We start from the raw sequence: 25,158 nt of genomic DNA on the forward strand, positions 1-25,158 counted from the left end.
AAATGAAAAAATTTATGATGTTTACACTGGTGCTTATGCTAGGAATACTTGCCGCATGTAGCTCAAATAATAGCGAAAATGCTTCAGAAGAAAAAAACAGTGAGTCAGAAGATAAGGCCTTTACAATTGGGGTTATTCCTGTTCAAACAGAAGGTGAGATTGAAGAAGCGATGACGAAACTTCAAGGTGAACTTTCCGAGAAGTTAGATCAAGAAGTTGAAATCACAACGTTTCCTGATTATAACGGTGTTGTAGAAGCGATGAATTATGATCAAATCGACATGGCCTATTTTGGCCCGCTTACTTACGTGATTGCTCATGAGAAGAGTGGTGCAAAAGCGATTGTTACACAGCTAATTGACGGTGAGCCGTTCTATCATTCTTATATCATCACAAATGCTGAGAACGAGTGGGATACGTTAGAAGACTACCTTGAAGATAGTGAAGCAAGAAGCTTTGCGTTTGGTGATCCGAATTCTACTTCAGGATCCCTCATTCCATCAATCGAGCTTCAAGACAGAGGAGTTTTTGAGGATCAAGACAAGAACGACTTTGCTTCGGTAGCGTACACCGGTTCACATGATGCAACGGCTTTGTCTGTTCAAAACAAACAGGTTGACGCTGGTGCGATTGATAGTGCTATTTACAATCAGCTTCTTGAGTCAGGAAAAATTGATGGAGATCAATTAAAAGTCATTTGGGAGTCAGAAAAGCTATTCCAATATCCGTGGGCTGTTTCAAAAGCTACGGATGATGAGACGATTGATAAGCTTCAGAACGCATTTTTATCGATTGAAGATGAAACGATTTTGAATGCATTTGGTGCGTCCGGATTTACGAAGGCTAGCAATGACGATTATGAGAGTATTAGAAGCGCTGCTGACAAACAAGGGTTATTAGACGAGTAAAATGGCCTGGTTTAAATGGAAGCATCTTATCCTCTTCATAGGGGTTATCCTATTAATTGTGTGGAGCATTGGGGTTACGGAATTCGACGTAAGGAAATTCAGTCAATTTAGCAACATGTTGGACTTTCTTTCCAATTGGTTTCCGCTAAATACTTCGGTGCTTCCGACCATGCTAAAAGCAAGTCTAGTGACGCTAGGTATGGCGTTTCTAGGAAGCTTTGCTGGTTTGCTTATTGCACTACCTGTTAGCTTATTGGCAGCAAAAAACACGGCTGGGCCCTTCTACGGAGCAGTTCGAATTGTGTTAAGTTTTGTGCGATCTATTCCAGAAATTGTACTAGGCTTGATGTTCCTTACAGTTGTAGGGCCTGGGCCGTTTGCTGCAACAATTGCCATTATTGTTCATAATGCAAGCGTGCTTTCTAAATTAATTGCAGAGTTAATTGAAGCGGCTGATAAAGGCCCTCAGGAAGCGATGAAAGCGGTAGGAGCTCGTCCGCTGACAGGTGCTCTTTTTTCCGTTTTTCCTCAAATCTGGCCAAACGTTTTATCCCATTATTTCTATCGTTTCGAAGTCGCTATCCGAACGTCGCTCATGCTCGGACTCGTCGGTGGCGGGGGAATTGGACAACAGCTGTTTGTTCATTTTAAAACATTTCAATACTCAACAGTTGCGGTCGATGTCATGTTGATTATGGTGATTGTCATCGTCGTCGATTTTCTCGGAAGCAGGGTGAGACAGTATGTTATGTGAAGAAGCGTTATTAACGGTAGAAAATGGTTCAGTGCGTTATCGAAATGCCGATACCTCTGCACTAGACGACGTTACGCTCACTTTTCATAAAGGTGAGTTTGTCTGTATTCTTGGAAAAACTGGCGCTGGTAAGTCGACACTCATAAGGACATTGAATGGCCTACAGGCTTTAACTGAGGGTGATATTCGATATAACGGTAGTACGTTCCGTCAACTGGATCGAGAAGGACTTAGAAGTAAAAGAAAGACCATGGGAATGATCTTTCAGCATCATCAGCTCATTCCGCGTTTAACGGTTCTGCAAAACGTATATACCGGATTATTTGGTTCTCGTTCAACTTTTCGTAACCTGGCAGGTTTGTTTAATGAGGAAGAAAAGAAGTTAGCAGTGGACGTTATTGATCAGGTCGAATTACTTCCTCATCTAAATAAGCGCGTGGATTTACTGAGTGGGGGGCAGAGGCAGCGAGTTGGGATTGCGCGAGCTCTTGTACAAACTCCTGATGTTTTCCTTGGAGATGAGCCTGTAGCAAGTCTTGATCCTGGTACCGCCAATCGGATTTTTCAGCTTATTCAAAGGTTGCATCAAGAACGCAACTTGCTAACGATTATTAATGTACATGATGTGAAGTTAGCCAAAAGGTACGCAACTAGAATTGTAGCATTAAAAGAAGGTCGCGTTGTTTTTGATGATCAGCCTGAAGCGCTCACTGAGGAGTTAGAATATATGCTGTATGAAATTTAAAAAAGGAAGTAGGGGACTCCCCAACTTCCTTTTTTTATTTGCTTGCGGTGATCGCAAATGAATCTTTTTCATTTACATGACCGACAATGTGAGCTGATTTCCCTTTACCATTCATACGTGATACATATTCATTTGCTTCATGCTCAGGCAGGCTAATTAATAGGCCACCAGAAGTTACTGCATCACATAAAATGAATTGCTCAAGCTCTGTTAGGTTTTCGTATTTGACAGATTCAGCTATCCAGCGGTGATTTGCTTTTGATCCACCCGGAATATAGCCTTGCTCCGCTAACTCGACCGTACCAGGTAATATAGGTACGTTGTTGTAATCAATCTGAATACTAACGTTGCTACCAGTTGCCATTTCAAAAGCGTGTCCAAGTAAACCAAATCCAGTCACATCCGTAACAGCATTTGGAGATAATCCCGATAGCTGTTCTGCTGCTGTTTTGTTTAGCTCAGCCATCGTTTCAGATACGCGCTGAAGCTGTTCAGCTGTAAGCTTTTCGGGCTTGATTGCAGTCGTTTGAATTCCCACACCAATTGGCTTTGTTAGCACAATAGCGTCGCCAGGCTTAGCGCCGACATTCATTAGAATTTCATCTGGATGGACAAGTCCGGTTACGGATAATCCGAATTTCGGCTCCTGATCATCAATGGAATGTCCCCCAGCAGTGACGGCGCCAGATTCATCTACTTTATCTGCAGCACCTTTTAAGATTTCTGCAAGTATAGAAGGATCTAAATTCTTAATAGGGAACCCTACAATGTTAAGAACGGTCTTAGGTACTCCGCCCATTGCGTACACATCACTGAGTGAATTGGCTGCGGCAATTTGTCCAAACATATATGGATCATCAACGATAGGTGTAAAGAAGTCTACCGTTTGAATCATGGCGAGTTCATCAGTTAGGCGGTATACGCCTGCATCGTCGGAAGTTTCCACACCGACAAGTAAATTTGGATCTTTTTTCTTGTTAGGTAATTGACGCAAAACTTGCGTCAGGTCCTCGGGACCGATTTTGCATCCTCAACCACCTTTTGTCGAAAGAGACGTTAAACGGATTTTTTCTTGGCTCGACATATGACCACCTCCTTCCAAGAGTATAAATCTTTTCATCGCATATTTGAAATGATATAGTATGAACAACTTAAAATTAATTAATAGGAGGCAGTTTTAATGAAGTATAATGTCACAATCGAATTCTGCATGCAGTGAAACTATGCACCTAAAGCCGCGAGTTTCGCGGAACAATTATTTAATCATTTCAGACACGAAATTGGTTCACTTGAGCTAATACCTGGTTCAGGAGGCGTGTTTGAAGTTACGGTGAATGACAAGCGAATGCATTCGAAGAAAGAAACTGGTCACTATCCTGATGTCGAAGCATTTATTATAGATATAGAAAATACAACGTTCTAGATGGGCACCCCCGGGGTGCCTTTCGTGTCGCTATAGGAGATGAGAGCTTTGAAATTACTGAGAGAACTTCCGCCCATTCATCAAATTCAAGAAGCATTACTTAATGAAAGTGTTGGAAGCGAGTTACCTTACAATGTATTAAAACAACTGATTCAACAAGAAGTGAATGACTTGCGGGAGTCTTTGTTGAGAGATACATATACGGGAGACTCGGAGGGGAGAGACGCCTTTCAATTTGAAATCATGCAGAGCGTGAGGGCGAAAATTGAATCTTCCAAAGAGTTTAACTTAAAGCCGGTGATCAACGCGACTGGTGTCGTTCTGCATACAAATCTTGGCAGAGCGCGTTTAAGTGACGTGGCTATTGATCATTTGATACACGTAGCTAAAAGTTATTCGACACTTGAATATAATCTGCAGAAAGGTAAGCGCGGATCCCGCCACACAATCGTCGAAGATGCTATTTGTAAAGCAACAGGTGCAGAGGCTGCTATGGTTGTGAATAACAATGCAGCTGCAGTCTTTCTTATATTAAGTGCTCTTGCGAAAGAAAAGGAAGTGGTTGTTTCTCGAGGGGAGCTTGTTGAAATTGGCGGATCTTTTCGCGTTTCATCAATTATGGAGGAAAGTGGTGCTAAGCTTAAAGAAGTAGGGACGACAAATAAAACACATTCGTTTGATTATGAAGCAGCGATCAACGAAGAAACGGCTATGCTGATGAAAGTACATCGCAGCAATTTTTCAATCGTCGGGTTTACAGCTGAAGTAGAACGAGAAGAGCTAGCCTCCATAGCGGCGAAAAACCAGGTGGTTTTTTATGAGGATTTAGGGAGTGGGGCGCTTTTTGATTATCGAGACTATGGGATTGGCGAAGAGCCTACGGTGCAAGAAACGCTTGCTTCGGGTGCTGACCTCGTTTCCTTTAGCGGGGATAAACTTCTGGGTGGACCACAGGCAGGAATGATTGCTGGGAGAAAAGATCTGATCAATCGGTTGAAGAAGCATCAGCTCGCTCGAGTATTGCGCGTCGATAAGTTCACGCTTGCTGCGCTTGAGGCAACGTTACAGCAACACATGTATGAAGAGGCTGCTAACATACCAGCTATAAGAGACATTACAAAAAGTGCGGAAGAGATTCGAGAGCGCTCAGAACTCTTTCAGCAAAGACTTGAAAGAAAAGCGTCTCAGTATAGTATTGAGGTAGTGGAGGGAACTTCACAAGTTGGGGGAGGTACAATGCCTTCAGTCGAGCTACCTACTTATGTCATCGCCCTCCAAACCGATCAATACAGCGTAAATGAACTAGAAGAATTTCTTCGTCTTAGTAACACACCAATCATTACAAGAATTCAAGATGGAAAAATACTGATTGACCTTAGGACGGTAACAATCGAGGAAGAAGACGACATTTTGCAATCCTTGATTCAAATACCAAAATAAAAGACGGCCACTTCGGCCGTCTTTTCTAATTGAAATTTAAAACCCTTCACCATTCTTTTGTCTAGTGTGGTTTCTGTTTTTTACTTTATGGGAGCCTTTCATTGGCTCTGGTTGGCCAGTATGCCCTTTAGGAGCGTTTTTTCGAATGTCTTTGAACGTATTGCTCTCAGTCATATGAATCCCTCCTTACGCTTTAGTATGGTCAAAATGATAGTGCTTATTCCTGTCGAATAGGACGCTTTGTCCTGGTTACACTATGATGAAAGCTTAAGAAAAGGAGGTTGGTTAAATGCCTTACAATAAAGACAAACAACAGAGTTTCCAAGCAGCGCAGCAAGGTTACGAACAAGCTGTTGATGCCAAGAAAGAAATTGTGGTGAGTAGTAGTGGATATGGTAAAGACCTGAAGCATTTACAACAAGAAGTGGGTGAAGCGAAAGAGCAGATTGAGAGTGCATTAATGAGCGCAACAGAACATCAGCGTGCGCAATTACTTCAATTTCAGCAGGATTTGCAATCGATTGAAGCAGAAATGAATCAAGAATAAGAATGAAAACCCGTCATCACCTGATGACGGGTTTCAAGCCTATTGGCGTTTCTTTGTCTTTTTATTATATTGACGCTGCTCTTGTGTCATATGCTCGTTTGCATATTCATTGTCATAGCCTGCGCCGTTTCCTTGAGCATCGGCATCATTCATTCCTGGACGCACACCGTTTGCTTTTCGCTTACCCATATTCATCACCTCCCTTCATCTAATTTTTCCTATAAGGGAGAAAATATGTGGTGATAAGCTAGACTTATCAATAGCAATAACAATCTTGTTATTTACTTATGTTTAGAAATTTACTAAACTGGATAAAGGGAAGTTGAAAACGTTTTTTCGACATCCGCTTTGTTATGCAATTTGGAGGAGGGAACTACATATGGCAAATCACGAACTTTATAATTCCAAAGCAACATTTGATGCCAATGGTAAATCATATTCCTTCTATCGTCTTCAGGCGCTAGAAGAAGCAGGCATCGCTAAGGTAAGCAAGCTCCCTTATACGATCAAAATTTTGCTCGAATCCGTATTACGTCAGTATGACGGTAAAGTCATTAAAGAAGAGCATATTGAAAACCTCGCTAAATGGGGAACTAGCGAGCAAAACAAAGATATTGACGTACCATTTAAACCTTCACGTGTCATTCTTCAAGATTTTACAGGCGTACCTGCTGTTGTTGACCTTGCGTCACTTCGTAAAGCAATGGCTGATATCGGCGGGGACCCTGACAAAATCAACCCTGAAATCCCAGTTGATCTTGTTATTGACCACTCCGTACAGGTTGATAAATATGCATCTGAGGATGCACTTGAATTTAATATGAATAAAGAATTTGAACGTAACCTTGAGCGTTATAAGTTCCTTAAATGGGCTCAAGATGCATTTGATAACTATCGTGCCGTTCCACCGGCAACTGGTATCGTTCACCAGGTAAACCTTGAGTACGTTGCGAACGTTGTTCAAGAAAATACTGTTGATGGCGAGAATGTTGCCTATCCAGATACATTATTCGGAACTGACTCCCATACAACCATGATCAACGGTCTTGGCGTACTTGGATGGGGTGTAGGTGGTATTGAAGCTGAAGCTGGAATGCTTGGTCAGCCTTCTTACTTCCCGGTTCCTGAAGTAATCGGTGTGAAGCTTACTGGAGAACTCCCAAGCGGAACAACAGCAACGGATCTTGCGCTAAAAGTGACTCAGCTTCTTCGTGAGAAAAAAGTTGTTGGGAAATTTGTTGAGTTCTTCGGACCAGGGCTATCAGGCATGCCGCTTGCTGACCGTGCAACAATTTCCAATATGGCACCAGAACAAGGTTCTACATGTAGCTTTTTCCCAGTTGATGAAGAAGCGCTTGAATACATGCGCCTAACTGGTCGCTCAGAAGAGCATATTAACCTTGTGCGTGAATACTCAATTGCTAATGGATTGTTCTACACGCCAGAATCAGAAGATCCTGAATTCTCAAGCGTAGTTGAACTTGATCTTGGAACTGTAGAGCCAAGTCTTGCTGGTCCTAAGCGTCCACAAGATTTAATTCTTCTTTCCGATATGAAAAAAGAATTCAATAAAGCAGTCGTTGCTCCTCAAGGTAACCAGGGTCTAGGTATGGATAAGAAAGAATTCGACAAGGAAGCTGTTGTTAAATTTAACGATGGAAAAGAAGTAACGATGAAAACAGGTGCAGTTGCAATCGCAGCGATTACAAGCTGTACAAATACTTCAAACCCTTCCGTTATGCTTGGTGCGGCTCTTCTTGCGAAGAAAGCTGTTGAAAAAGGACTACAAGTTCCTGAATACGTGAAAACTAGCCTTGCTCCAGGATCAAAAGTTGTAACAGACTATCTTGATAAGTCTGGACTTATGCCTTACCTTAGAGACCTTGGTTTCCACCTGGTTGGTTATGGCTGTACAACTTGTATCGGTAACTCAGGTCCACTTAAAGAAGAGATTGAAGATGCGATTGCGAAGAGCGATCTTACGGTGACTTCTGTACTTTCAGGTAACCGTAACTTTGAAGGACGTATCCACCCACTAGTAAAAGCCAACTATCTTGCTTCACCACCGCTTGTCGTTGCTTATGCTCTTGCTGGAACAGTAGACTTTGATCTTCATTCAGATTCATTCGGTAAAGACAAAGACGGCAACGATATATTCTTGAAAGATCTATGGCCATCAGCAGAAGAAATCAAGCAAGCCGTTGCTGAAACAGTAACACCAGAAATGTTTAAGCGTCAGTACAAAACAGTATTCGACGAAAACAAACGCTGGAACGAACTAAGCACTAGTGAAGGAGATCTTTATAACTGGGACGATGAGTCTACTTATATTCAGAACCCTCCATTCTTCGAGAATCTTTCTAAAGATCCTGAAGACATTCACGAACTTAAAGACCTTAGAGCGATCGCGAAGTTTGGCGATTCCGTTACTACGGACCACATTTCACCAGCTGGTGCGATTGCTAAAGATATGCCTGCAGGGCAATATCTACAAAATAACGGCGTTCGTCCAATTGACTTTAACTCTTACGGATCACGTCGTGGTAACCACGAAGTTATGATGCGCGGTACGTTTGGTAACATTCGTATTCGTAACGAAGTAGCTCCAGGCACTGAAGGCGGCTGGACAACATTCTGGAACACGGATGAAGTTATGCCAATTTATGATGCGGCAATGAAATACAAAGAAGAAGGAACAGGTCTAGTTGTTCTTGCTGGTAAAGACTACGGCATGGGAAGCTCACGCGACTGGGCTGCCAAAGGAACAAACCTTCTTGGTATTAAAACGGTTATTGCAGAAAGCTACGAAAGAATTCACCGTAGTAACCTTGTATTGATGGGTGTGCTTCCGCTTCAATTTAGAGATGGCGAAACTGCAGATACGTATAACCTTACTGGTAAAGAAACGTTTGCTGTTGAAATCACAGAAAACGTGAAACCACGTGATGAAATTAACGTAACGGCAACATCTCCAGAAGGCGAAACGCAAACATTTAAAGTACTTGCTCGTTTCGATAGTGAAGTTGAAATTGACTACTATCGCCACGGCGGTATTCTTCAAATGGTTCTTCGCGACAAAATTGCAAATTAATTTAGAAAAGGATGGCTCTTGCCATCCTTTTTTATTGTGGTTTAATTTGTTGACATCATAGCTAAAATGATAACGACATAGCGTAAATGAGGCGAATATAGCAACGTTCATTAGCAATAGCCAATATAATAAACAAAAAAATCGGATTTTTGTAATAAGTTTTGATAAATCGGGAATAATGGTTTTAAATACTGTTGAAGAGGAAAGGAGACTAACATGAGGAAATCTAAAAAAGTTTCTTTCAAAGAACTTGTTATGCAAAATAAGCTCGAATTAATGAATGATAAACAAGCGATTGAACGTATTGAAGACAAATTTGAGCAAAAGCACGCAAAAAATTTGTAATGGTATAGATATTTCTCTTTTAGTTGCACAGCCTATTACCTAAAGGAGGAGATACAAATGAGTAATCCAAAGAAATTCCCAAAATCTTTTAAGCCAAATCACCTCGCTTCTGTCAATCCAGAAGCTGAAGGGAACAAAGGGAAACAAATGCAAACAAAAGGCAACGCTGAACCGGACTACGCCCCTCCAAAAGGGAAATAGGCTGATGACGACCAGAAAGGAAAACTCTTTCTGGTTTATTTCAATTTTAACAACTTCTTTTCATTTCTTGTAAAGTTGTCCAAAAGTATGGAGAGATGACGAAAGATTAGGAGACAAACGTTTTCGGGGGGAACATTATGACAATTACAGCAAGGATTGAACCCATTTCAGTGATGGGGTCTGAAGAAGAACCAAACAAAGAGCTTCTTGTAAAAGAGCTTGAAATCAAAATGCAGCAAATGGGCTATCTTGTGCCATATCGGGAAGAATTAAATTGGAGTCGCACAATTGCGAGCCTTGAGTTAGGTGAAGCACAAACCCTTCAAAAATTAAAAAAAGCCGCTGCTAAAAACGATCGCGTACTTCTTATTTACGCGCGTCTTTTCAAAGGGACGATTTTTCAGCACCTTATTCTTCACCCAAATCAATCTGGAATTTATCTTCCTTTTCGATTTGATGAGCCTTTTGTCATTCAAATAGAAGGTAGAAAGATCTGGATTGGTTCTTCTGTAAGGCTTCTTGAGGAATTATCATGGCTCCAAATTAGTTTTGATCAAGGAGATCATCAGGAAAGTGTGAAAGAGTACTGGCAGAATTTGATAGAGATCTCTAGAAAAAGCGTCAACTATATGAGTCCGATTATTTTTGAAGAAGCCATTTAGAAGATTTTAGTAAAGGAAGAAAGGGTATGGCCATATAAGAGGGGTGATAGTAGTGGATAAAAAAGATAGGTTAGGCAGTGATATATACCGCATGCTTGAGGAATCTGGACCACCTTATGGGTGTGGGACTGCATCCATTATAGGTGGTTTCGCTGCCAGGCTTGCTGTTATGAGTCTTACGATTTCTGATATTGACCACGAATTACATGACGTACCAGGTACTTTCTTTCTGATGTGTGATGAAGACGACCGTGAATTTCAATCGTTTTTAGATGAGGGAGGCAATCATTCACCAAACGATGTTCCGATACAATTATTAGAGTGTACGTACCGGCTTCTCGTCGAGCTATCTTCATACGAGGACCGAATTCAGAGCAATGTTGTCGTAGACTATCGAATGGGGATCAGAATGTTGAAACAGGTATTTACTGCGGCTGAGAACATTTTGCTTTCCAATGGATGTAGTGCAGAAGTGCGCAAAGATATGTTGTACTATGAAGGCAAGTTAGAAGGGGCGCTTCCAAAAAGCCTTCAATCTTAATTGAAACATGAATACCTATTAAGATGATTAGTCATAATAAGCTCGTACCTACTTAATACGGGAGGGCTTATGATGGTATCTAAACGAGACGATCGCAGCGATAATGCAGAGAAATTATCTAAAATAATTCAGGATACGAAAGAGAATATTCATGATTCTGAAGCGTCGTTAGAATTTACGGATAGCGATTTGCAGAAAAAAGCTATTCAAGATAAAAATCAGCGCCGAAAACACAGTATTCAGGCGCTGGAAAATGAAGTGAAAGACGAAACAAAGCAATAGCGGTTTAAAGAACTGAGTGACAATAAGTCACTCAGTTCTTCTCATTCATGCTTCATGAGTGGATTATGGTAAAATAACATAGACACCACGTTGAAGTTAGGAGAGGAAAGATTATGTACATAGCAACTACGTCTATTGATGTTCGATACGCTGAAACAGATCAAATGGGAGTCGTATATCATGCCAACTATCTCATCTGGTTTGAGCTTGGACGAACGTCGCTAATCAATGATTTAGGATTTCGTTATGCTGATATGGAAAAAGAGGGGATTCTATCTCCCGTTGTAGATATTAAAGCAAGCTACAAACGACCTGTCAGGTATGGGGATGAAGTGAATGTAAGAACCTGGGTCGAGCATTATGATGGGCTTCGTGTGAATTATGGCTATGAAGTCATAAACGGAGAGGGCGAGATTTGCGTTACGGGCGAATCGATGCATACGTGTGTAAAGCAAGATACGTTCCGCCCTGTCTCAATACGTCGAAAATTTCCGGAATGGCATCAGGCGTATGAACAAGCGAAGAAAAAATCTGTTTCTACTGGAGCAGAATAATGGCTTTTGGTCTGTCGAAGCGAGAGCTAGCAGAATGGAAGGCAGCCGTTTCGAACGGAGAGGTCGCTTTATTGACTCATTTTTGGTATGATCCTCGCTTTCCACAGTTTCACTCTGTGACGAAAGCAGGGTGTCGTAATAAAGAAAAGCTTGCCCGATGGGGAGAACAGTATGGTTTAAAAAGAGAATGGATGCATGACCGTGAAGAATTTCCGCACTTTGACCTGTTGGGGGATGATCAGATCCGTATTCTTGAAGCTGAGGGTCTTGCAGCGCACATTCACCGATTTAGATTAACAAAAAAGTGAAATAAAAAACGCGAAAGCTTCTCGCTTTCGCGTTTTTCTCAATCAATTTCCGTGCACAAATTCTATTTCCTCTTTTTTTCGGCTGAATTTCACGGCGAAATCCTGATCCTCAAAGAACCAGATATCTTTTTGTTCTACAAAAAAGGTAATGCCTTCTTCTTCAAATGTAAGAGTAGGTTCCGTTGGTTCTTCCACAGTCATACCAAGGGAAAAGCCATCTTGAACAGTGCTGCATCCACCTACACGTACAAAAAAGCGGAGGTTGTCACCTTTTTCAAGATCCATTTCTCGTTTAAACCAGTTCAAAGCGGGTTTTGTAATTGTCATTTTCAAGTGTATTTCCTCCTTTGCCGTACGAGTCTTCTCATACTATTATAAAGAAGTAGCGCCAACTTGCAAAAAGAAAAAGGTTATAAAGCGAAATAATGGCAATAAACCCACTTAAATATGTAAACCATCTCGTAATTTACGTTACATCAGCATAGAATAAGGGTATAAAAGGAAGTGTAATGAGGAGGTTTTTGGAATGAAAAAACAGAGAATATGGCTGTTTTTATTCCTCATTCTTGCTGCGGGTATTTTACTCAGTGTTAAACCAATAATGGAACACCGTAGTCAGCGTTTGAATGAAATAAAGCAAGCAGCATCCATGATGGTTATGAATGAAGCGCCGAATGAAACGGTCATCTCATCGATCGCGAATAAAAATGATCGAGAGAAAACGGATATAGTACCAGAAGTCTCTAAAGAAAAGCCAGATTCATCAAAACCTGAAGAAGTAGCACAGCCTGAAGATCCCGATATAAGAATGGTGGGATTGGGCGACTCACTGACGAAGGGTAGCGGTGACTCAACAGGGCAAGGGTACATTGGTCGACTTGCTGCTAATATAAAGAATGAAACAGATACGTCTGTACTTGTAGAGAACTATGCTGTTCATGGAAGGCAGACGCCAAAATTATATAAGATGTTAAACGAAGATGATGTGCAGGATTCCCTTTCAGAAGCAGATGTGATCGTCATGAGTATTGGTGGAAATGATCTAATGAAAGTTGTGAAAGAACATTTTCTAGATTTACAAATGGACGTTTTTCAACAAGAACAAACAAACTATGTAGAACGTCTAAGTGCCATTATGAAACGAATTAGAAGTATTAATTCCGACGCGCCGATTTTATTTATTGGTCTTTATAATCCTCTATTAGAGAATTTTCAATCGGTAACGGAAATTGATCAAATTGTGCAAAGGTGGAATGGGGCAAGTGAAGATACGGTCCTTAAAGATGATGACACAACCTTTGTACCAGTGTATGAATTGTTTAATTCTGTAGATGAAAACTTGTTTTTTGATGATGGCTTTCATCCAAATGATCAAGGATACGAACTGATGGCGAGGCAGATTCAATATCGGTTGAAGCAGGATGAGTTAGTAGAAGAAATCCCATTTGAATAGTTCATATACGAGTGAACTTCCGTTTGATAGAATAATAGGTACAATCGTTAGAGTAAAGGAAAATGACAATGAATCGATTTATGAAGCTAATCCTCATCTCGTTAATGCTCCTAGTATTTGTGGGAGCGGGCGCCTTAACCTATGTCTATTTTAAGGATGATCCAGAGCTAACGGACTCACTCCCTGTGAGTGATGAAATAAAGGAAACCTTTCATGATGAAGAACCCATTCCTCAGAAAGTACCAGATAATGTGCGGATTGTTGGTCTTGGTGATTCCTTAACAAAAGGCGTCGGTGACCAAGAAAAAAAGGGATATATCGGTTACGTAAGTGATTATTATTTTGAAAATGAACAGAATGCAAAGGTTACACTAGATAACTATGCGATAACTGGTAGTGAAACGGAAGATCTCATAAAAAGGTTAGAAGAGAATGAAGTCCAAAACGGTGTCAAAAAAGCGGATTATATCTTCTTAACGATCGGTGGAAATGATTTGTTTGGTGTTGTTAAAAATCATTTCATGAATCTTGATCAACAATATTTTTCTCTTCAAGAAAAGATTTATTTAGAAAATTTGACGACGATATTAGATAAGCTTAGAAGTTTAAATGGTGATGCACCAATTTATTTTACAGGTTTATTCAATCCGTTCTCAAAAGCTTTTGGGGATATTCCAGAAATGAATGAAATTGTAGACGATTGGAATGATGGTAGCCAATTAACTGTTTCAAATTATCCTGAAGTTACATTTGTTCCAGTTGCCGATCTCTTCCTTGAGAGTGATGAGAACCTTCTATATGAAGATGCCTTTCATCCAAATGAAGATGGGTATCATTTAATGGGGGATCGGATTGTCTCTTATTTAGAAGAAAACAATGTGGCATTTAATCAATAAAGGTAGGGAACCATTTATGGATACGGTAGAAAAGTTTGAACAGCAATACGTAGCCCTCGCTCAACAGTACGAAGTGTCGGAAGTGATGACACCAAAATCAAAGCTCATCTTCATACTAGAGTCTCCTCACGTTTCTGAAGTGAAAAATGGTGTGCCGGTCGCAGGACCTTCAGGAGCTACAATGTCAAAAAAGCTATTTGGTCCGGAGTATTCACATCCACTCGGCCTCTTGCTGAAGAAACATCAGGAAGAAAGTATGGAAAGGCCATCGCTTGACGTTGTGGGATTGCTTAACGTATGCAATATTCCGATGCAATCGAAACCATATGCTGAGAGTGATCGAAATGCTAACAGTGAATTACTTGAACACTTAAGTAAAATCCGCACATCTAATCAAAAGACTCCTTTTAAAGATAATGAGTTACTAGCTGTGCAGCAGCTTATATTAGAAAAGTTTAGAAATCGACTGAAGGCGATTTCTGATCGAGAACTGACGATCATTCCTTGTGGACGATTTGCTCAAAAGTTCTTTCAGCTAGCTAATGTTTCAAGTGAAAAATGGACGGTCATAATGGATGTTCCTCATCCTTCTTATAATTCTTGGAGTCGCGAACGTTACCAGGATGCGATTAACAATGTATTAGATGAATTCAATCGTCATAAAATATAAGAATGTTTATTTGATTCACCCAAAAGCCCCGTTCTCTTGAGAACGGGGCTTTTGGCATTTAGTAGAGAAGCACATATAGCAAATGCATAAATATTGGATGCGTTGTAATATAAATGTAATGAAGGGAGGGGTGACAAAATGAAGAAATGGGCAGCTTTACTTCTTCTGTCTCTCGTTGTAGTGAGTGGGTACGCGATCGCACCAAATGATTCATCACAAATGGTACAGGCCTCTGCTTATGTGGTGCAAGATGAAGATTTACCTTATTGTCATTAATTAAAGAAAAGGGGTCTGAAGTGTGTTGGTATCTTTCCAAGTTATCATTTGTCGAATGAATAGCCCTTAACCTCTTTGAAAGGAGGACGTACAATGGAAGAACTCACATTGTTTATCACGGCTGGCCTGTTCTTCGTGTCTCTCTTCAATTTTATTGTCATCTTAATCGAGAAAACAAAGCATAAATAGTTAGGCTTCGTGAACAATACCTATTTTTTTAGCATAATTCTCAACATGAGTTTTAAAGTTATTATTTTGGTCAAGTTCAAAGATCGTAGATGCTGTCTTCAGATATTCAATTGCCAGCTCTTGATTCCCAAGCAAATAATGGAGCTTACCGCACTGGTAACTAAGTTCGCCAAAAAGATAGAGGCGCTGCTTCTCCCTGCAAAGCAGAAATCCTTCCCTAGCAATCGAGAGAGCTTTCTCATAGTTTCTGCAGGTGGATAGCGCTTTTGAGTAATTATAATAAAGGCGAATTTCGATCGTTTCGTCCTTAATAATGGGGAAAAAGCGAACGTGATAAAGAGCTTTATGAAATAACGGCAGAGCACATTCCCACTCTTTTTCCTCACTATGCAAAATGGCCATACTAATTAAAATTTCGATTTCACGTTCCGAAAAATTTTTAGACGTTGTCGTAGTAAGATGAAGGGCTTCATGGAGAAGTAGAAGGGCAGTAGAGGCATTATGTTCAAGATAATACGTACAAATAGCTTTATGCCAGAGATAAAACTGCTCGTTTTTGATTGCTCGGAAAAGGGGGTTCGATTCTTCTGCTTCAAGAATATCAGCTACTTCACTATACTCACGTCGCTTAATGTGCCTTCTGACTTGTCGGATCACTTCATTAACGTAATCAAGTCGAGGGGTTTCCTTCATATGAAAAAAGTAATTAATATCAACACCGAGTCTGGAAGCAAGTTGGTACAGTAATTCTGCAGATGGTGAGACATCATTATTTTCAATTTGACTAATTAATGCCTGTGTACAGATGCCTTCCGATAAATCGGCCTGTGAGAGTCCAAGGTACAATCGAAGTTCACGCATCGCATATCCGAGTGTATCCTGACGCACCTGCAATCCCCCTTTTTTATCCAATTGTATCATGGATGTTTGTTTCCTATACATATTTTTCTAAATGACGTGAAAGATTACTATAATTTTATTATGTGAACATATAAGATGCAGGAGTTTTCTATTTTTTAGAGAAACCTATTTAATGTAATTCTTCGTCAAATGGGTATTTATTAAAGGAGGAAATTGATTGACTTACTTACCATCATTTCATTTATCGAATCAAGTTGTCGTTGTTACTGGAGCAGGGAAGGGGATAGGTAGAGCACTAGCTATCGGAGCGGCAGAAGCAGGAGCGGACGTTGCCATTATTGCTCGCACAGAAGCTGATCTCAAAGAAACGGCAGGCTTTATTCGTGATGTCGGAAGAAATGCATACCCAATTCAAGCTGATATAACACAATATAATGAAATCGAACAAGCGGTCCGACAAATTAAAAACGAAGCAGGGAAAATTGATGTACTGATCAATAATGCTGGGATGAACATTCGTTCGAGAGCAAGTGAAGTGACTGAACAAGAATGGATGCAAATCTTTCAAACTAACTTGCAAGGCGCTTTTTTTATGTCGCAAAAGTGTGCTGAAGTGATGAAAGAAAATGGTGGAGGGAAAATGATTAATATCTCTTCAGTAGGCGGTCACATGGCTCTAAGGACGGGGGTCGTCTATGCAGCTACGAAAGCAGGAATGATTCAAATGACCAAAAACCTTGCGCTTGAATGGGCAGAGGATGGTATCTCCGTAAATGCGATTGGACCGTGGTATTTTAAGACGCCACTTACGGAAAAATTATTAGAAGACAAACAATATCTTAAGGAGATCCTTGATCGAACGCCAATGAACAGAGTAGGTGAACTAAAAGATCTCGTCGGGGCAGCTGTGTTCTTATCCTCTGAAGCTGCAAACTACATAACAGGACAAACGTTGTTCGTAGACGGTGGGATGACGGTTTATGGATTCTAATTAAAAGTATTGTTCGTGAATAATGGTTATGTTTTGAAGGATTCTCGCACATAGCTAATAAAAAAACCGTTACAATACGTAACGGTTTTTCCGATTAATCGACTAAGTCAGCTGAGAAACTAGGAGCTGTCAGTCCAGCATCTTCGTAGACAGTAGCCATTTTTTCTTCGAAAGAAGCGAATTGAGCGTCTGATTCTTCATACGTTGCTTCCGGGTCATCCGAAAGATTCGCTGCTCTTGTTTCATATGATTTTGCTAGCTCTTCTAAAGCAGCTTCAATATCACTCTTGTACGTTTCAAGTTCAGCAGGAATTTCTATTGCACGCACATCTTCAGCAACGGTCTTTGCAGCTGATTCTGCATCAGACTTCATCGTTGCAAGCTCTTCATCAGAAGGCTTTTCTTCAGCGACTTTAGCTGCTTCAAATTCATAAATTGGTGAATCGCTTTTGTTTACAGTTTGAATTAAGTTCAATTGAAAATCGAGCAGATCACTTTTTACATCTGATTCATTTGCACTGCTTGTTTCTTCTGAGCTTTCGGAATTAGTAGTAGCGTTAGAATCGTTCTCATTTGAAGCACCATTGTTACTACAAGCAGCTACAAATACAAACAGCAGCATCACGAGAGGTAAAAATCTTTTCATTCAAAACCCTCCTAATTTTTAGAAAAATCATCTTACGAGTACAAATTTTAGTTTATTAGGAAGGTTTTGTAAACTACTAAACTACTATTTGGCATAAAATGTAATAAGTAAAACTATTCAGATAAATGCGTTCATAGTCAGTACTTAAAATATGTTAAGGTAGAGAAGGAGAAAATAGAAGGTAGGAGTGAGCGTATTGATTTTATTTAATCAGGATTTGATTACAAGAGAGCAGGCAACCATTGATATTGAAGATCGTGGTTATCAATTTGGAGATGGTGTTTATGAAGTAATCCGTATTTATAACGGAAGCTTTTTTGAGTTGGATGCTCACCTGGAACGTTTAGAACGAAGCGCGAGCGAGATCAAGATTTCTTTACCGTTTACTCAAAAAGAAATCCAGGAGAAAATCGAGCAGCTTGTGGCTGCTAATCGCGTACATAGCGGGCACGTCTACATGCAAGTAACACGAGGCGTAGCTCCACGAAATCATCCCTTCCCAGCAAAATCAGAACCTGTGCTTGTCGCTTATACGAAAGAATATGAGAAAGAACCATCACGCGCACCAGGTCAAGCGATTTTTATGGAAGATATTAGATGGTTAAGATGTGATATTAAAAGCTTGAATTTACTTGGGAATGTATTGGCTAAACAATCTGCAACGGAGCAGAACGTTGACGAAGCGATTTTTCATCGTGGCGACTTGGTAACTGAAGGAAGTTCTACGAATGTGTTTATAGTGAAAAATAACATCCTTTATACTCATCCAGCAAACAACTTTATTTTAGATGGGATTACGAGACGAGTTATCCTTTCGGTTGCTTCTGAACTAGGTATTCAAATAAAGGAAGAAGCGTTTACAAAGCAGGAGCTGCTTGAAAGTGATGAAGTTTTCATTTCTAGTACAACCCAAGAAGCAAGACCAATTGTTGAGGTGGATGGCCGGCAGATTGGGAATGGAAAAGAGGGTGAGATAACCTCATCCCTTCATGCTAAGTTTGCTAGTCGTTTGTCATAACAAGAAGGTGTTGTTAAAATATTTTTAGTGTGCGCAGTTGAAATTTGCGCATATTAATGGTACTGTTATCTTTGGCTATATGTGAAAGAAGAGTTGCTTGTTCCGAGCGTTTTCCAACATTAGGGAAATGCTTTTTTTGAACACTATCAGGAGATTTTTCTCCCGTCTATAGCATTTAATGCATTTTAAAAGTAAAAAGGAGTTTTTAAAAGTTGAAAAAATTTCAAGATCTAGGTTTAAGTAATACGCTGCTAGAAGCAGTTAATCAAATGGGATTCGAAGAAACAACACCAATTCAAGCAGGTACGATTCCTCTAGCGCTTGAAGGCAAAGACGTTATCGGTCAGGCTCAAACTGGTACTGGTAAAACGGCTGCTTTTGGTATCCCAATGATTGAAAAGATCGACACTTCTCTATCTCATGTACAGGGAATCATTCTTGCGCCAACACGTGAGCTTGCTGTACAGGTTGCAGAAGAATTGAACCGTATTGGTCAAGCAAAAGGCGTGCGTGCCCTTCCTATATATGGTGGACAAAGCATCGTTCACCAAATCAAAGCACTTAAAAAGAGACCTCAACTAGTTGTTGCGACTCCAGGGCGTCTTATCGACCATATGGAACGTAAAACAATCCGTCTTCAAGAAGTATCTTTTGTTGTCCTTGATGAAGCAGATGAAATGCTTAACATGGGCTTCATTGAAGATATCGAGAAAATTCTTAAAGGTGTTCCAGACAAGCGTCAAACGCTTCTGTTCTCTGCTACAATGCCGAAACGTATCGCGATTCTTGCAGAGAAATTCATGAGCAACCCTGAAACAGTTAGAACGAAATCAAAAGAAATGACTGTTCCATCAATTGAACAGCATTACTATGAAGTTCGTGATTCTAAGAAATTCGATATTCTTTGTCGCCTTCTTGATACTCAGTCTCCTGAGCTTGCAATTGTATTTGCAAGAACTAAGAAACGCGTTGATGAAGTATCTGAAGGTCTTAAGAAACGTGGATATATGGCTGAAGGAATTCATGGTGACCTTCCACAGGGTAAACGTGATCAGGTTATTAAACAGTTTAAAGACAGCACAATCGATATCATGGTAGCGACAGACGTTGCTGCACGTGGTCTAGACATCAGTGGTGTTACACACGTTTATAACTTTGACATTCCTCAAGATCCTGAAAGCTACGTTCACAGAATCGGTCGTACTGGCCGTGCAGGTAAGTCAGGTCTTGCTTCGACGTTTATTACTCCACGTGAGTACGATCACCTTAAAGTGATTGAGAAAATTACGAAGAAGTCTATGCAAAAACGTACGATCCCAAGCTTTGCTGAAGCAATGGAAGGCCAGCAGCAAATGGCGATTCAACAGCTTCAAAGCACAATTGAAGAGCAGGATCACTCAGTATACCGTTCATCAGCTGAACAACTTCTCGATGATCACGATTCAGTAACGCTTCTTTCTGCAGCTCTTAAGTTGCTAACAAAAGAGCCGGATACAACTCCGGTTAAAATTACTGAAATTGCACCACTTCGTGCTAAAAAGGCTCATGGCCGTGGTGGCAGTGGCGGTGGAAACCGCAACCGTAACCGCAGTAATGATCGCGGAGGCCGTAAAGGTGGAAGCGGTGGCGGATATCGCGGAGACCGCAACAGCGGTGGCGCTAACAAGCGTCGTAAGTTCAACGACAAAGGAAATAAATAAGATATATGTAGAAGTCGGGAGAAATCCCGGCTTTTTTTATGCGGATTTTTGCTACTGCCCCACGGAAGCTAGGCTTTTGATAGTAGCCATATATTCTTTTATTGATGGTTTTACCGTGTTCATCATGGAGTTTATTTTTTATAATGCTGGGAAAAATCTACTGAAAGCGTTATTCTAAGAGGGACACTATTTATGGAAAGGCAGCGGGATATTATGAAGCATGATCACCAGTCACACACAAAACTAAAAGAGGACGTGCTGTTTGAACGTCTTGCACTAATTGAAGAAGAATTAGAGGCTTCGGAAGCATCGAAAATCAAACAACTGATCGACAAGTTGTTGAGTGGTGAACAGCACTTCCTTTTCTCGGGCCATTTTTCTGCAGGGAAATCTTCATTAATAAACGCGTTATTTCAATCAAACCTCTTACCGTCAAGTCCCATACCGGCGAGTGCTAATACGGTTCGTATCCGTTCAGGTGAAACAGGCGCTTCCGTTCATTTCTTGAATGGAAAGAAAATGGTTTTTAAAGCGCCGTATGATATTGATCAAGTAAAAGGGTATTGTTTGAACGGAGAAGAGGTCGAACGCGTTGAATTGTCCGCTCCGTCTTCTTTAGAAGAGGACGTTATTTTCATTGATACTCCTGGTATTGATTCGACAGATGAAGCGCATAGGCTTTCAACGGAATCTTCGATGTATTTAGCTGATGTTGTTTTCTATGTGATGGATTACAATCATGTTCAATCTGAAGTGAATTACCAATTCATCCGAGAACTTTATCGTCAAAATAAAAAAATCATCTTAATTGTGAACCAAATTGATAAGCATCATGAATCTGAAATTTCATTCACATCATTTCAGAAATCAGTGGTCGAGTCTTTTGAAACGTGGGGGATGTCTCTTGAATCCTTTTTCTTTATCTCATTACGCGATTACGATCATCCCCATAACCAGTTTCATCAGTTGAAAACATACATTGAGGGGCTTTCAAGGAAAACAGATGAAGACAAAGTGAAGCGAATTTTTAATGCAGCAAGAGAGCTTTTGGATGATCTTAATCACGTAGATGCTCATAACGACGAAGTAGAAGAAGCTTATGAGAAGATGAAAAACAAGCTTGCATTTTCAAAGGAACGCGTTGATTTAATTGATCAGGAATTTCAGACTGAAGCGGCGGCTATCCAAAAAAGTGCAATTTTAATGCCGTATGAAGTGAGAGAAGCAGGACGAGCGTATCTTGAATCTCTTCAACCAGACTTTAAAGTTGGATTTGTTTTTCGTGATAAGAAAACTCAGCAAGAACGAGCGGCGAGGTACGAAACTTTCGTTGCGGGTTTAAAAGAACAGGTTAAGTCACAACTAGAGTGGCATTATCAGCAGCTATTACAACAGCTAGTTTCGACAGCTGGATTAAAAGACGTATCATCTTCTCTCATTGATCAACCATATGAAGTTGATTTCTCAGTGATACAAGAAGAAGCTAACAAAGGAAATGGTGCAACAGGAGAAGCAGTTCTTCATTATACTGAGAATATCGCTTATCGCTTGAAGACACAGATCAAGCAGCAAGCAGAACAAAGGAAGGACAAGCTTGTTGATCAAGTCAATTTCGATCACGATAGACAGGCTGAGGAGCTTAAGCAGTCATTCAAATCTCAAATTGGAGAAGAGGATGCGGAGACTTTCTTATCAGAGCTGGAAGCTGCTAGTGAGAATACTGAAGAGCTTTGGTCTATTTTGGATGGGAGCCGTGATGAAGAGGCTCGTCGTGCGGGAGACGCATTTAAGAAAAGGTACACGCAAACGGAGGATGTTACTATCGTAGAGTCGACCAAAAGCGATAGTGGACAACAGCGTAAGCAACAGGAGCCTAAAGAGGTGGTTTCACCTGAAGGTCAAACTTCTCTTCCTGATCCCGAAGCGACTAGTATGGCCCTTCAAAGAATGGCAGATGAATTAGAGGATCTTCCTGGTTTTGACTATACGAGACAAAACTTGATCAAGCGTGCAAATAAATTATCAGAAAAGTCATTTACGGTCGCATTGTTTGGTGCCTTTAGCGCTGGGAAATCCTCTTTTGCCAATGCGCTCATTGGAGAAAAAATACTGCCTTCTTCTCCAAATCCAACAACGGCTACGCTTAATCGTATTTGCCCGGTAACAGAAGACCATGCTCATAAAACGGCGATGATTTATTATAAATCGGAAGGAGAACTTTTGGAGGATTTGAATCATTCCCTTTCTTATTTTGGTGAGCAAGCTTTTTCACTAAGGGATTGTCTGCAAATCATTTCACAGGGGAAATTGTTTAAGCGAGAGTCTTCTGCAACAAAACCTCATGCTCTTTTCCTAAGAGCTGTACTTGAAGGTGAAGCTGAGCTAGCATACCTCGGTAAGGAACGTGAAGTCACACTGGATGACTATGAAGATATGGTCGTAAATGAGTCAAAAGCGGCCTTTGTTGCTTCTATCTCGCTATACTATGATTGTACTTTAACACGAGAGGGAATAACGCTTGTAGACACTCCAGGAGCAGATTCCATTAACGCACGACATACGGGTGTAGCGTTTCAATATATGAAAGCAGCCGATGCTATTCTTTACGTCACCTATTACAATCATGCATTTTCAAAAGCAGATCGAGAGTTCCTCATTCAGCTTGGACGAGTGAAAGACGTGTTTGAGATGGATAAAATGTTCTTTCTTCTTAATGCATCTGATCTTGCTGCAGACGAAGGAGAGCTCGAAATCGTACTTGATCATGTCACAAATCAGTTACAGCAGTACGGTATTCGTTATCCTGCACTTTATCCTGTCTCAAGTCTTGCAGGAATGCTTGCTTCTGAAGAGAATGTAAGTGAAAAAGAGGCTAAGTTTCTTGCTGCGTTACCAGAAAAATTAAGACAAAAAGGCGGTCTTAAGCGGTTTGAATCACGTTTCTATCATTTTATTCGCAAGGATCTTTCAAAAATGGCAGTGGAGTCCAGCTTAACTGAATTAACAAGTGTGATGAGCGAAATCGAGCGATGGATCGAGAACTTTGAATTAAACGCGAGTGAAAAAGAACAGCAGATCACAGAGCTTCGTAATCACAGTGATGAAGCAAATCGGAAGGTTAATCAATATTCAAACACTTCATCTGAAAAGCTGATCAAACAGGAATTAACAGAACTTGTTCATTATATTCCTCAGCGTCTTTTTTATCGATTTAATGATTTCTTTAAGGAAGCCTTTAACCCATCGACTATTCAAGGGCGTGAAGGACTGCAACGTGCTTCAGAAACGCTGGTTGAGGATATTGAACAAGATTTATTACAGGAGCTCAGGGCAGCTTCTCTTCGAATCGATCGATTTATGAAGCGAGAAATTCAAAAGAGTGAGAAAGAAATACAAAAGCTTATTCGAGAAATGCTATCTGATTTTCATTACAGCAGTCTACCTGATCGGGACATGGAAACCCCGCAGTTTGATGAGTCTCTTACCGCATGGATAGCAGTTGACCATGTATTAAAGCAAGCTCGTAGCTCCTTTAAATCTTCGAAGCAATTTTTCGAACAGAGTGGAAGAGAGTCGCTTCATGAGATATTGAAAAGTGAGTTTCAACTACCTGTTAATAACTATTTGAAAACAGAACATAAAGTGATTGAAGAGACGGCTACGAAGTTCTTTGATCAATTAACTGTAGAAGTAAAAGGCGAAATGATGAAAGAAGTTACGTCATATGTGAAGGCCAGAACAACGATGCTAACAAGCGATATTTCAAAAGATTTCCTTGAAACAAAGCGAAATAATGCTTTCGAAATTCAAACAAAGCTACTGTCGGAGGGAGAATAGGAAATGAAGAATCTTGTTTCAATTGAATGGCTATCAGATCATTTGTATGATGAGCAATTAGTGATTGTGGACTGTCAATTTGAACTTGGCAATCCAGAAAACGGTTATGCTTCCTATTTAAAAGGCCACATTCCAGGAGCGCAGTATGCTGATCTCGAAAAAGATTTATCTGGTGAAGTTGGAGAGCATGGTGGAAGACATCCTTTACCTGATCAAGAACAGCTCCAGACGCTCGTTGAAAGGCTAGGGATTGAGCAGGATTCGAAAGTGATCCTATACGACCATGAGTATGGTGCTATGGCAGCAAGATTATGGTTTCTACTCGGATTTGCTGGCCATAAAGCGCGTGCTGTTCTTGATGGGGGTCTCCAAGCTTGGAGAGGGGAGGGGCATAAACTTGAGACGAAAGTTCGTCAAGTAACTCCTTCATCGTATCCTATTAGTCTTGATAAATCGATGATTGTTTCTATGAATGATGTGAAGCAGGCGCAGATAGAAGGGCGCACAATTATTGATTCGAGAGCAAGCGAGCGCTATTCTGGAGAGATAGAACCTATTGATCCTAAAGCAGGTCATATACCAGGCGCTATCAATTACTTCTGGAAGAATAACCTTAATGAAAATAAAACATGGAAAGACCCTGAAGAGAGAGTAGGGGAGAAAGAGCATGGTCATGAACCCATTGTTTACTGTGGTTCTGGTGTGACTGCTTGTGTTAACCTGCTTGCTTTACAAGAGGCAGGGGTTCATGCAAAGCTTTATCCTGGAAGTTATAGTGACTGGATATCTTATGAAGAAAATCAAATTGAAACAAAATAAA

At 40.5% G+C, this 25,158-nt stretch carries 30 protein-coding genes; 24 read left to right on the forward strand and 6 right to left on the reverse strand.

Going from position 1 to position 25,158, the window contains the following annotated elements; genetic code table 11:
- Positions 1-2: 2 nt before the first annotated feature.
- Genes phnD through phnC form a run of 3 tightly spaced genes read left to right on the forward strand, consistent with a single transcriptional unit; the run spans position 3 to position 2,407 of the window.
- Complete coding sequence (gene phnD / locus IQ283_RS18230) at positions 3-908, forward strand: phosphate/phosphite/phosphonate ABC transporter substrate-binding protein (protein WP_194221508.1); 906 nt, start codon at positions 3-5, stop codon at positions 906-908.
- Positions 909-966: 58 nt separating this feature from the next.
- Entirely contained in the window at positions 967-1,662 is a 696-nt protein-coding gene (gene phnE / locus IQ283_RS18235; protein ID WP_322098510.1) for a phosphonate ABC transporter, permease protein PhnE, read from the forward strand.
- Positions 1,652-2,407 (forward strand): phosphonate ABC transporter ATP-binding protein, encoded by a 756-nt coding sequence (gene phnC / locus IQ283_RS18240; protein ID WP_194221510.1) that lies wholly within the window; start codon positions 1,652-1,654, stop codon positions 2,405-2,407. Before phnE ends, phnC begins: the two co-directional genes overlap by 11 nt.
- Before the next feature lie 34 nt (positions 2,408-2,441).
- Here the strand turns inward: phnC and selD are convergent, their stop codons facing one another.
- Positions 2,442-3,491, reverse strand: coding sequence for a selenide, water dikinase SelD (gene selD / locus IQ283_RS18245; protein WP_194221511.1), 1,050 nt, complete (start codon positions 3,489-3,491; stop codon positions 2,442-2,444).
- 96 nt (positions 3,492-3,587) lie between these two features.
- On the opposite strand from selD, the gene IQ283_RS18250 reads away from it, so the two are divergent.
- Together IQ283_RS18250 and selA are read left to right on the forward strand one after the other, a co-directional pair.
- Complete coding sequence (locus IQ283_RS18250) at positions 3,588-3,830, forward strand: Rdx family protein (RefSeq protein WP_408962609.1); 243 nt, start codon at positions 3,588-3,590, stop codon at positions 3,828-3,830.
- A gap of 39 nt (positions 3,831-3,869) precedes the next feature.
- On the forward strand, positions 3,870-5,270 hold the full coding sequence (gene selA / locus IQ283_RS18255; protein WP_194221512.1) for an L-seryl-tRNA(Sec) selenium transferase: 1,401 nt from the start codon (positions 3,870-3,872) through the stop codon (positions 5,268-5,270).
- A 36-nt stretch (positions 5,271-5,306) separates the two neighbouring features.
- Here the strand turns inward: selA and IQ283_RS18260 are convergent, their stop codons facing one another.
- Entirely contained in the window at positions 5,307-5,444 is a 138-nt protein-coding gene (locus IQ283_RS18260; RefSeq protein ID WP_098443510.1) for a small acid-soluble spore protein P, read from the reverse strand.
- A gap of 115 nt (positions 5,445-5,559) precedes the next feature.
- Here IQ283_RS18260 and IQ283_RS18265 point away from each other — a divergent pair, with 115 nt between their 5' ends.
- Entirely contained in the window at positions 5,560-5,817 is a 258-nt protein-coding gene (locus IQ283_RS18265) for a hypothetical protein (RefSeq protein WP_194221513.1), read from the forward strand.
- Between the two features lie 39 nt (positions 5,818-5,856).
- Here the strand turns inward: IQ283_RS18265 and sspO are convergent, their stop codons facing one another.
- Positions 5,857-6,006, reverse strand: coding sequence for a small acid-soluble spore protein O (sspO, locus tag IQ283_RS18270; RefSeq protein WP_194221514.1), 150 nt, complete (start codon positions 6,004-6,006; stop codon positions 5,857-5,859).
- Positions 6,007-6,196: 190 nt separating this feature from the next.
- On the opposite strand from sspO, the gene acnA reads away from it, so the two are divergent.
- From acnA to IQ283_RS18310, 8 genes are all read left to right on the forward strand, one after another.
- Positions 6,197-8,908 carry an aconitate hydratase AcnA gene (acnA, locus tag IQ283_RS18275; protein ID WP_194221515.1) on the forward strand — a complete coding sequence of 904 codons (2,712 nt, stop codon included), beginning with the start codon at positions 6,197-6,199 and terminating at the stop codon, positions 8,906-8,908.
- Positions 8,909-9,124: 216 nt separating this feature from the next.
- A complete protein-coding gene (locus tag IQ283_RS18280; protein ID WP_194221516.1) occupies positions 9,125-9,253 on the forward strand; it encodes an FbpB family small basic protein in 129 nt (42 codons plus the stop codon).
- Positions 9,254-9,310: 57 nt separating this feature from the next.
- Positions 9,311-9,454 (forward strand): small acid-soluble spore protein N, encoded by a 144-nt coding sequence (sspN, locus tag IQ283_RS18285; protein WP_098443515.1) that lies wholly within the window; start codon positions 9,311-9,313, stop codon positions 9,452-9,454.
- 137 nt (positions 9,455-9,591) lie between these two features.
- Entirely contained in the window at positions 9,592-10,116 is a 525-nt protein-coding gene (locus tag IQ283_RS18290; protein ID WP_194221517.1) for a hypothetical protein, read from the forward strand.
- Positions 10,117-10,168: 52 nt separating this feature from the next.
- Positions 10,169-10,657, forward strand: coding sequence for a hypothetical protein (locus IQ283_RS18295; RefSeq protein WP_194221518.1), 489 nt, complete (start codon positions 10,169-10,171; stop codon positions 10,655-10,657).
- 72 nt (positions 10,658-10,729) lie between these two features.
- Positions 10,730-10,939, forward strand: a complete 210-nt coding sequence (locus IQ283_RS18300; protein WP_242057382.1) for a small acid-soluble spore protein Tlp — start codon at positions 10,730-10,732, stop codon at positions 10,937-10,939.
- Between the two features lie 113 nt (positions 10,940-11,052).
- A complete protein-coding gene (locus tag IQ283_RS18305) occupies positions 11,053-11,493 on the forward strand; it encodes an acyl-CoA thioesterase (RefSeq protein ID WP_194221520.1) in 441 nt (146 codons plus the stop codon).
- Positions 11,493-11,801 (forward strand): hypothetical protein, encoded by a 309-nt coding sequence (locus IQ283_RS18310; RefSeq protein WP_194221521.1) that lies wholly within the window; start codon positions 11,493-11,495, stop codon positions 11,799-11,801. Before IQ283_RS18305 ends, IQ283_RS18310 begins: the two co-directional genes overlap by 1 nt.
- 42 nt (positions 11,802-11,843) lie before the next feature.
- Here the strand turns inward: IQ283_RS18310 and IQ283_RS18315 are convergent, their stop codons facing one another.
- Positions 11,844-12,134 carry a HesB/YadR/YfhF family protein gene (locus IQ283_RS18315; RefSeq protein WP_194221522.1) on the reverse strand — a complete coding sequence of 97 codons (291 nt, stop codon included), beginning with the start codon at positions 12,132-12,134 and terminating at the stop codon, positions 11,844-11,846.
- A gap of 193 nt (positions 12,135-12,327) precedes the next feature.
- On the opposite strand from IQ283_RS18315, the gene IQ283_RS18320 reads away from it, so the two are divergent.
- From IQ283_RS18320 to IQ283_RS24465, 5 genes are all read left to right on the forward strand, one after another.
- Complete coding sequence (locus IQ283_RS18320) at positions 12,328-13,254, forward strand: SGNH/GDSL hydrolase family protein (RefSeq protein WP_194221523.1); 927 nt, start codon at positions 12,328-12,330, stop codon at positions 13,252-13,254.
- Between the two features lie 68 nt (positions 13,255-13,322).
- On the forward strand, positions 13,323-14,150 hold the full coding sequence (locus IQ283_RS18325) for an SGNH/GDSL hydrolase family protein (RefSeq protein WP_194221524.1): 828 nt from the start codon (positions 13,323-13,325) through the stop codon (positions 14,148-14,150).
- 16 nt (positions 14,151-14,166) lie between these two features.
- A complete protein-coding gene (locus IQ283_RS18330) occupies positions 14,167-14,820 on the forward strand; it encodes a uracil-DNA glycosylase family protein (RefSeq protein WP_194221525.1) in 654 nt (217 codons plus the stop codon).
- A gap of 138 nt (positions 14,821-14,958) precedes the next feature.
- A complete protein-coding gene (locus IQ283_RS18335) occupies positions 14,959-15,096 on the forward strand; it encodes a hypothetical protein (RefSeq protein ID WP_194221526.1) in 138 nt (45 codons plus the stop codon).
- A gap of 93 nt (positions 15,097-15,189) precedes the next feature.
- Positions 15,190-15,285 (forward strand): putative holin-like toxin, encoded by a 96-nt coding sequence (locus IQ283_RS24465; protein ID WP_425589651.1) that lies wholly within the window; start codon positions 15,190-15,192, stop codon positions 15,283-15,285.
- Here the strand turns inward: IQ283_RS24465 and IQ283_RS18340 are convergent, their stop codons facing one another.
- Positions 15,286-16,173, reverse strand: coding sequence for a helix-turn-helix domain-containing protein (locus IQ283_RS18340; protein WP_194221527.1), 888 nt, complete (start codon positions 16,171-16,173; stop codon positions 15,286-15,288). It abuts the gene before it with no gap.
- 190 nt (positions 16,174-16,363) lie between these two features.
- Here IQ283_RS18340 and IQ283_RS18345 point away from each other — a divergent pair, with 190 nt between their 5' ends.
- Entirely contained in the window at positions 16,364-17,137 is a 774-nt protein-coding gene (locus IQ283_RS18345) for an SDR family NAD(P)-dependent oxidoreductase (protein WP_194221528.1), read from the forward strand.
- Between the two features lie 94 nt (positions 17,138-17,231).
- On the opposite strand, the gene IQ283_RS18350 is transcribed toward IQ283_RS18345, so the two are convergent.
- Positions 17,232-17,783: a hypothetical protein gene (locus IQ283_RS18350; protein WP_194221529.1), complete on the reverse strand. Its 552-nt coding sequence runs from the start codon at positions 17,781-17,783 to the stop codon at positions 17,232-17,234.
- Positions 17,784-17,979: 196 nt separating this feature from the next.
- On the opposite strand from IQ283_RS18350, the gene dat reads away from it, so the two are divergent.
- The 4 genes from dat to IQ283_RS18370 all read left to right on the forward strand — a co-directional run bounded on the left by dat (position 17,980) and on the right by IQ283_RS18370 (position 25,157).
- A complete protein-coding gene (dat, locus tag IQ283_RS18355) occupies positions 17,980-18,801 on the forward strand; it encodes a D-amino-acid transaminase (RefSeq protein WP_408962610.1) in 822 nt (273 codons plus the stop codon).
- A 212-nt stretch (positions 18,802-19,013) separates the two neighbouring features.
- Positions 19,014-20,501: a DEAD/DEAH box helicase gene (locus IQ283_RS18360; RefSeq protein ID WP_242057383.1), complete on the forward strand. Its 1,488-nt coding sequence runs from the start codon at positions 19,014-19,016 to the stop codon at positions 20,499-20,501.
- Positions 20,502-20,693: 192 nt separating this feature from the next.
- Entirely contained in the window at positions 20,694-24,338 is a 3,645-nt protein-coding gene (locus IQ283_RS18365) for a dynamin family protein (RefSeq protein ID WP_194221531.1), read from the forward strand.
- A 3-nt stretch (positions 24,339-24,341) separates the two neighbouring features.
- Positions 24,342-25,157: a sulfurtransferase gene (locus tag IQ283_RS18370; protein ID WP_194221532.1), complete on the forward strand. Its 816-nt coding sequence runs from the start codon at positions 24,342-24,344 to the stop codon at positions 25,155-25,157.
- Position 25,158: the final 1 nt, after the last annotated feature.

The sequence above is a fragment of the Pseudalkalibacillus hwajinpoensis genome (assembly GCF_015234585.1).
Classification (GTDB): Bacteria; Bacillota; Bacilli; order Bacillales; family Guptibacillaceae; genus Guptibacillus; species Guptibacillus hwajinpoensis_B.

Coding starts and splice junctions, on each gene's coding strand:
- IQ283_RS18370 (WP_194221532.1), top strand. CDS start 24,342: ATGAAGAATCTTGTTTCAATTGAATGGCTATCAGATCATTTGTATGAT.
- IQ283_RS18280 (WP_194221516.1), top strand. CDS start 9,125: ATGAGGAAATCTAAAAAAGTTTCTTTCAAAGAACTTGTTATGCAAAAT.
- IQ283_RS24465 (WP_425589651.1), top strand. CDS start 15,190: ATGGAAGAACTCACATTGTTTATCACGGCTGGCCTGTTCTTCGTGTCT.
- IQ283_RS18335 (WP_194221526.1), top strand. CDS start 14,959: ATGAAGAAATGGGCAGCTTTACTTCTTCTGTCTCTCGTTGTAGTGAGT.
- IQ283_RS18310 (WP_194221521.1), top strand. CDS start 11,493: ATGGCTTTTGGTCTGTCGAAGCGAGAGCTAGCAGAATGGAAGGCAGCC.
- IQ283_RS18300 (WP_242057382.1), top strand. CDS start 10,730: ATGGTATCTAAACGAGACGATCGCAGCGATAATGCAGAGAAATTATCT.
- phnD (WP_194221508.1), top strand. CDS start 3: ATGAAAAAATTTATGATGTTTACACTGGTGCTTATGCTAGGAATACTT.
- IQ283_RS18305 (WP_194221520.1), top strand. CDS start 11,053: ATGTACATAGCAACTACGTCTATTGATGTTCGATACGCTGAAACAGAT.
- IQ283_RS18325 (WP_194221524.1), top strand. CDS start 13,323: ATGAATCGATTTATGAAGCTAATCCTCATCTCGTTAATGCTCCTAGTA.
- IQ283_RS18350 (WP_194221529.1), bottom strand. CDS start 17,783: ATGAAAAGATTTTTACCTCTCGTGATGCTGCTGTTTGTATTTGTAGCT.
- selA (WP_194221512.1), top strand. CDS start 3,870: ATGAGAGCTTTGAAATTACTGAGAGAACTTCCGCCCATTCATCAAATT.
- IQ283_RS18365 (WP_194221531.1), top strand. CDS start 20,694: ATGGAAAGGCAGCGGGATATTATGAAGCATGATCACCAGTCACACACA.
- IQ283_RS18330 (WP_194221525.1), top strand. CDS start 14,167: ATGGATACGGTAGAAAAGTTTGAACAGCAATACGTAGCCCTCGCTCAA.
- phnC (WP_194221510.1), top strand. CDS start 1,652: ATGTTATGTGAAGAAGCGTTATTAACGGTAGAAAATGGTTCAGTGCGT.
- IQ283_RS18265 (WP_194221513.1), top strand. CDS start 5,560: ATGCCTTACAATAAAGACAAACAACAGAGTTTCCAAGCAGCGCAGCAA.
- acnA (WP_194221515.1), top strand. CDS start 6,197: ATGGCAAATCACGAACTTTATAATTCCAAAGCAACATTTGATGCCAAT.
- sspO (WP_194221514.1), bottom strand. CDS start 6,006: ATGGGTAAGCGAAAAGCAAACGGTGTGCGTCCAGGAATGAATGATGCC.
- IQ283_RS18320 (WP_194221523.1), top strand. CDS start 12,328: ATGAAAAAACAGAGAATATGGCTGTTTTTATTCCTCATTCTTGCTGCG.
- IQ283_RS18290 (WP_194221517.1), top strand. CDS start 9,592: ATGACAATTACAGCAAGGATTGAACCCATTTCAGTGATGGGGTCTGAA.
- sspN (WP_098443515.1), top strand. CDS start 9,311: ATGAGTAATCCAAAGAAATTCCCAAAATCTTTTAAGCCAAATCACCTC.
- IQ283_RS18260 (WP_098443510.1), bottom strand. CDS start 5,444: ATGACTGAGAGCAATACGTTCAAAGACATTCGAAAAAACGCTCCTAAA.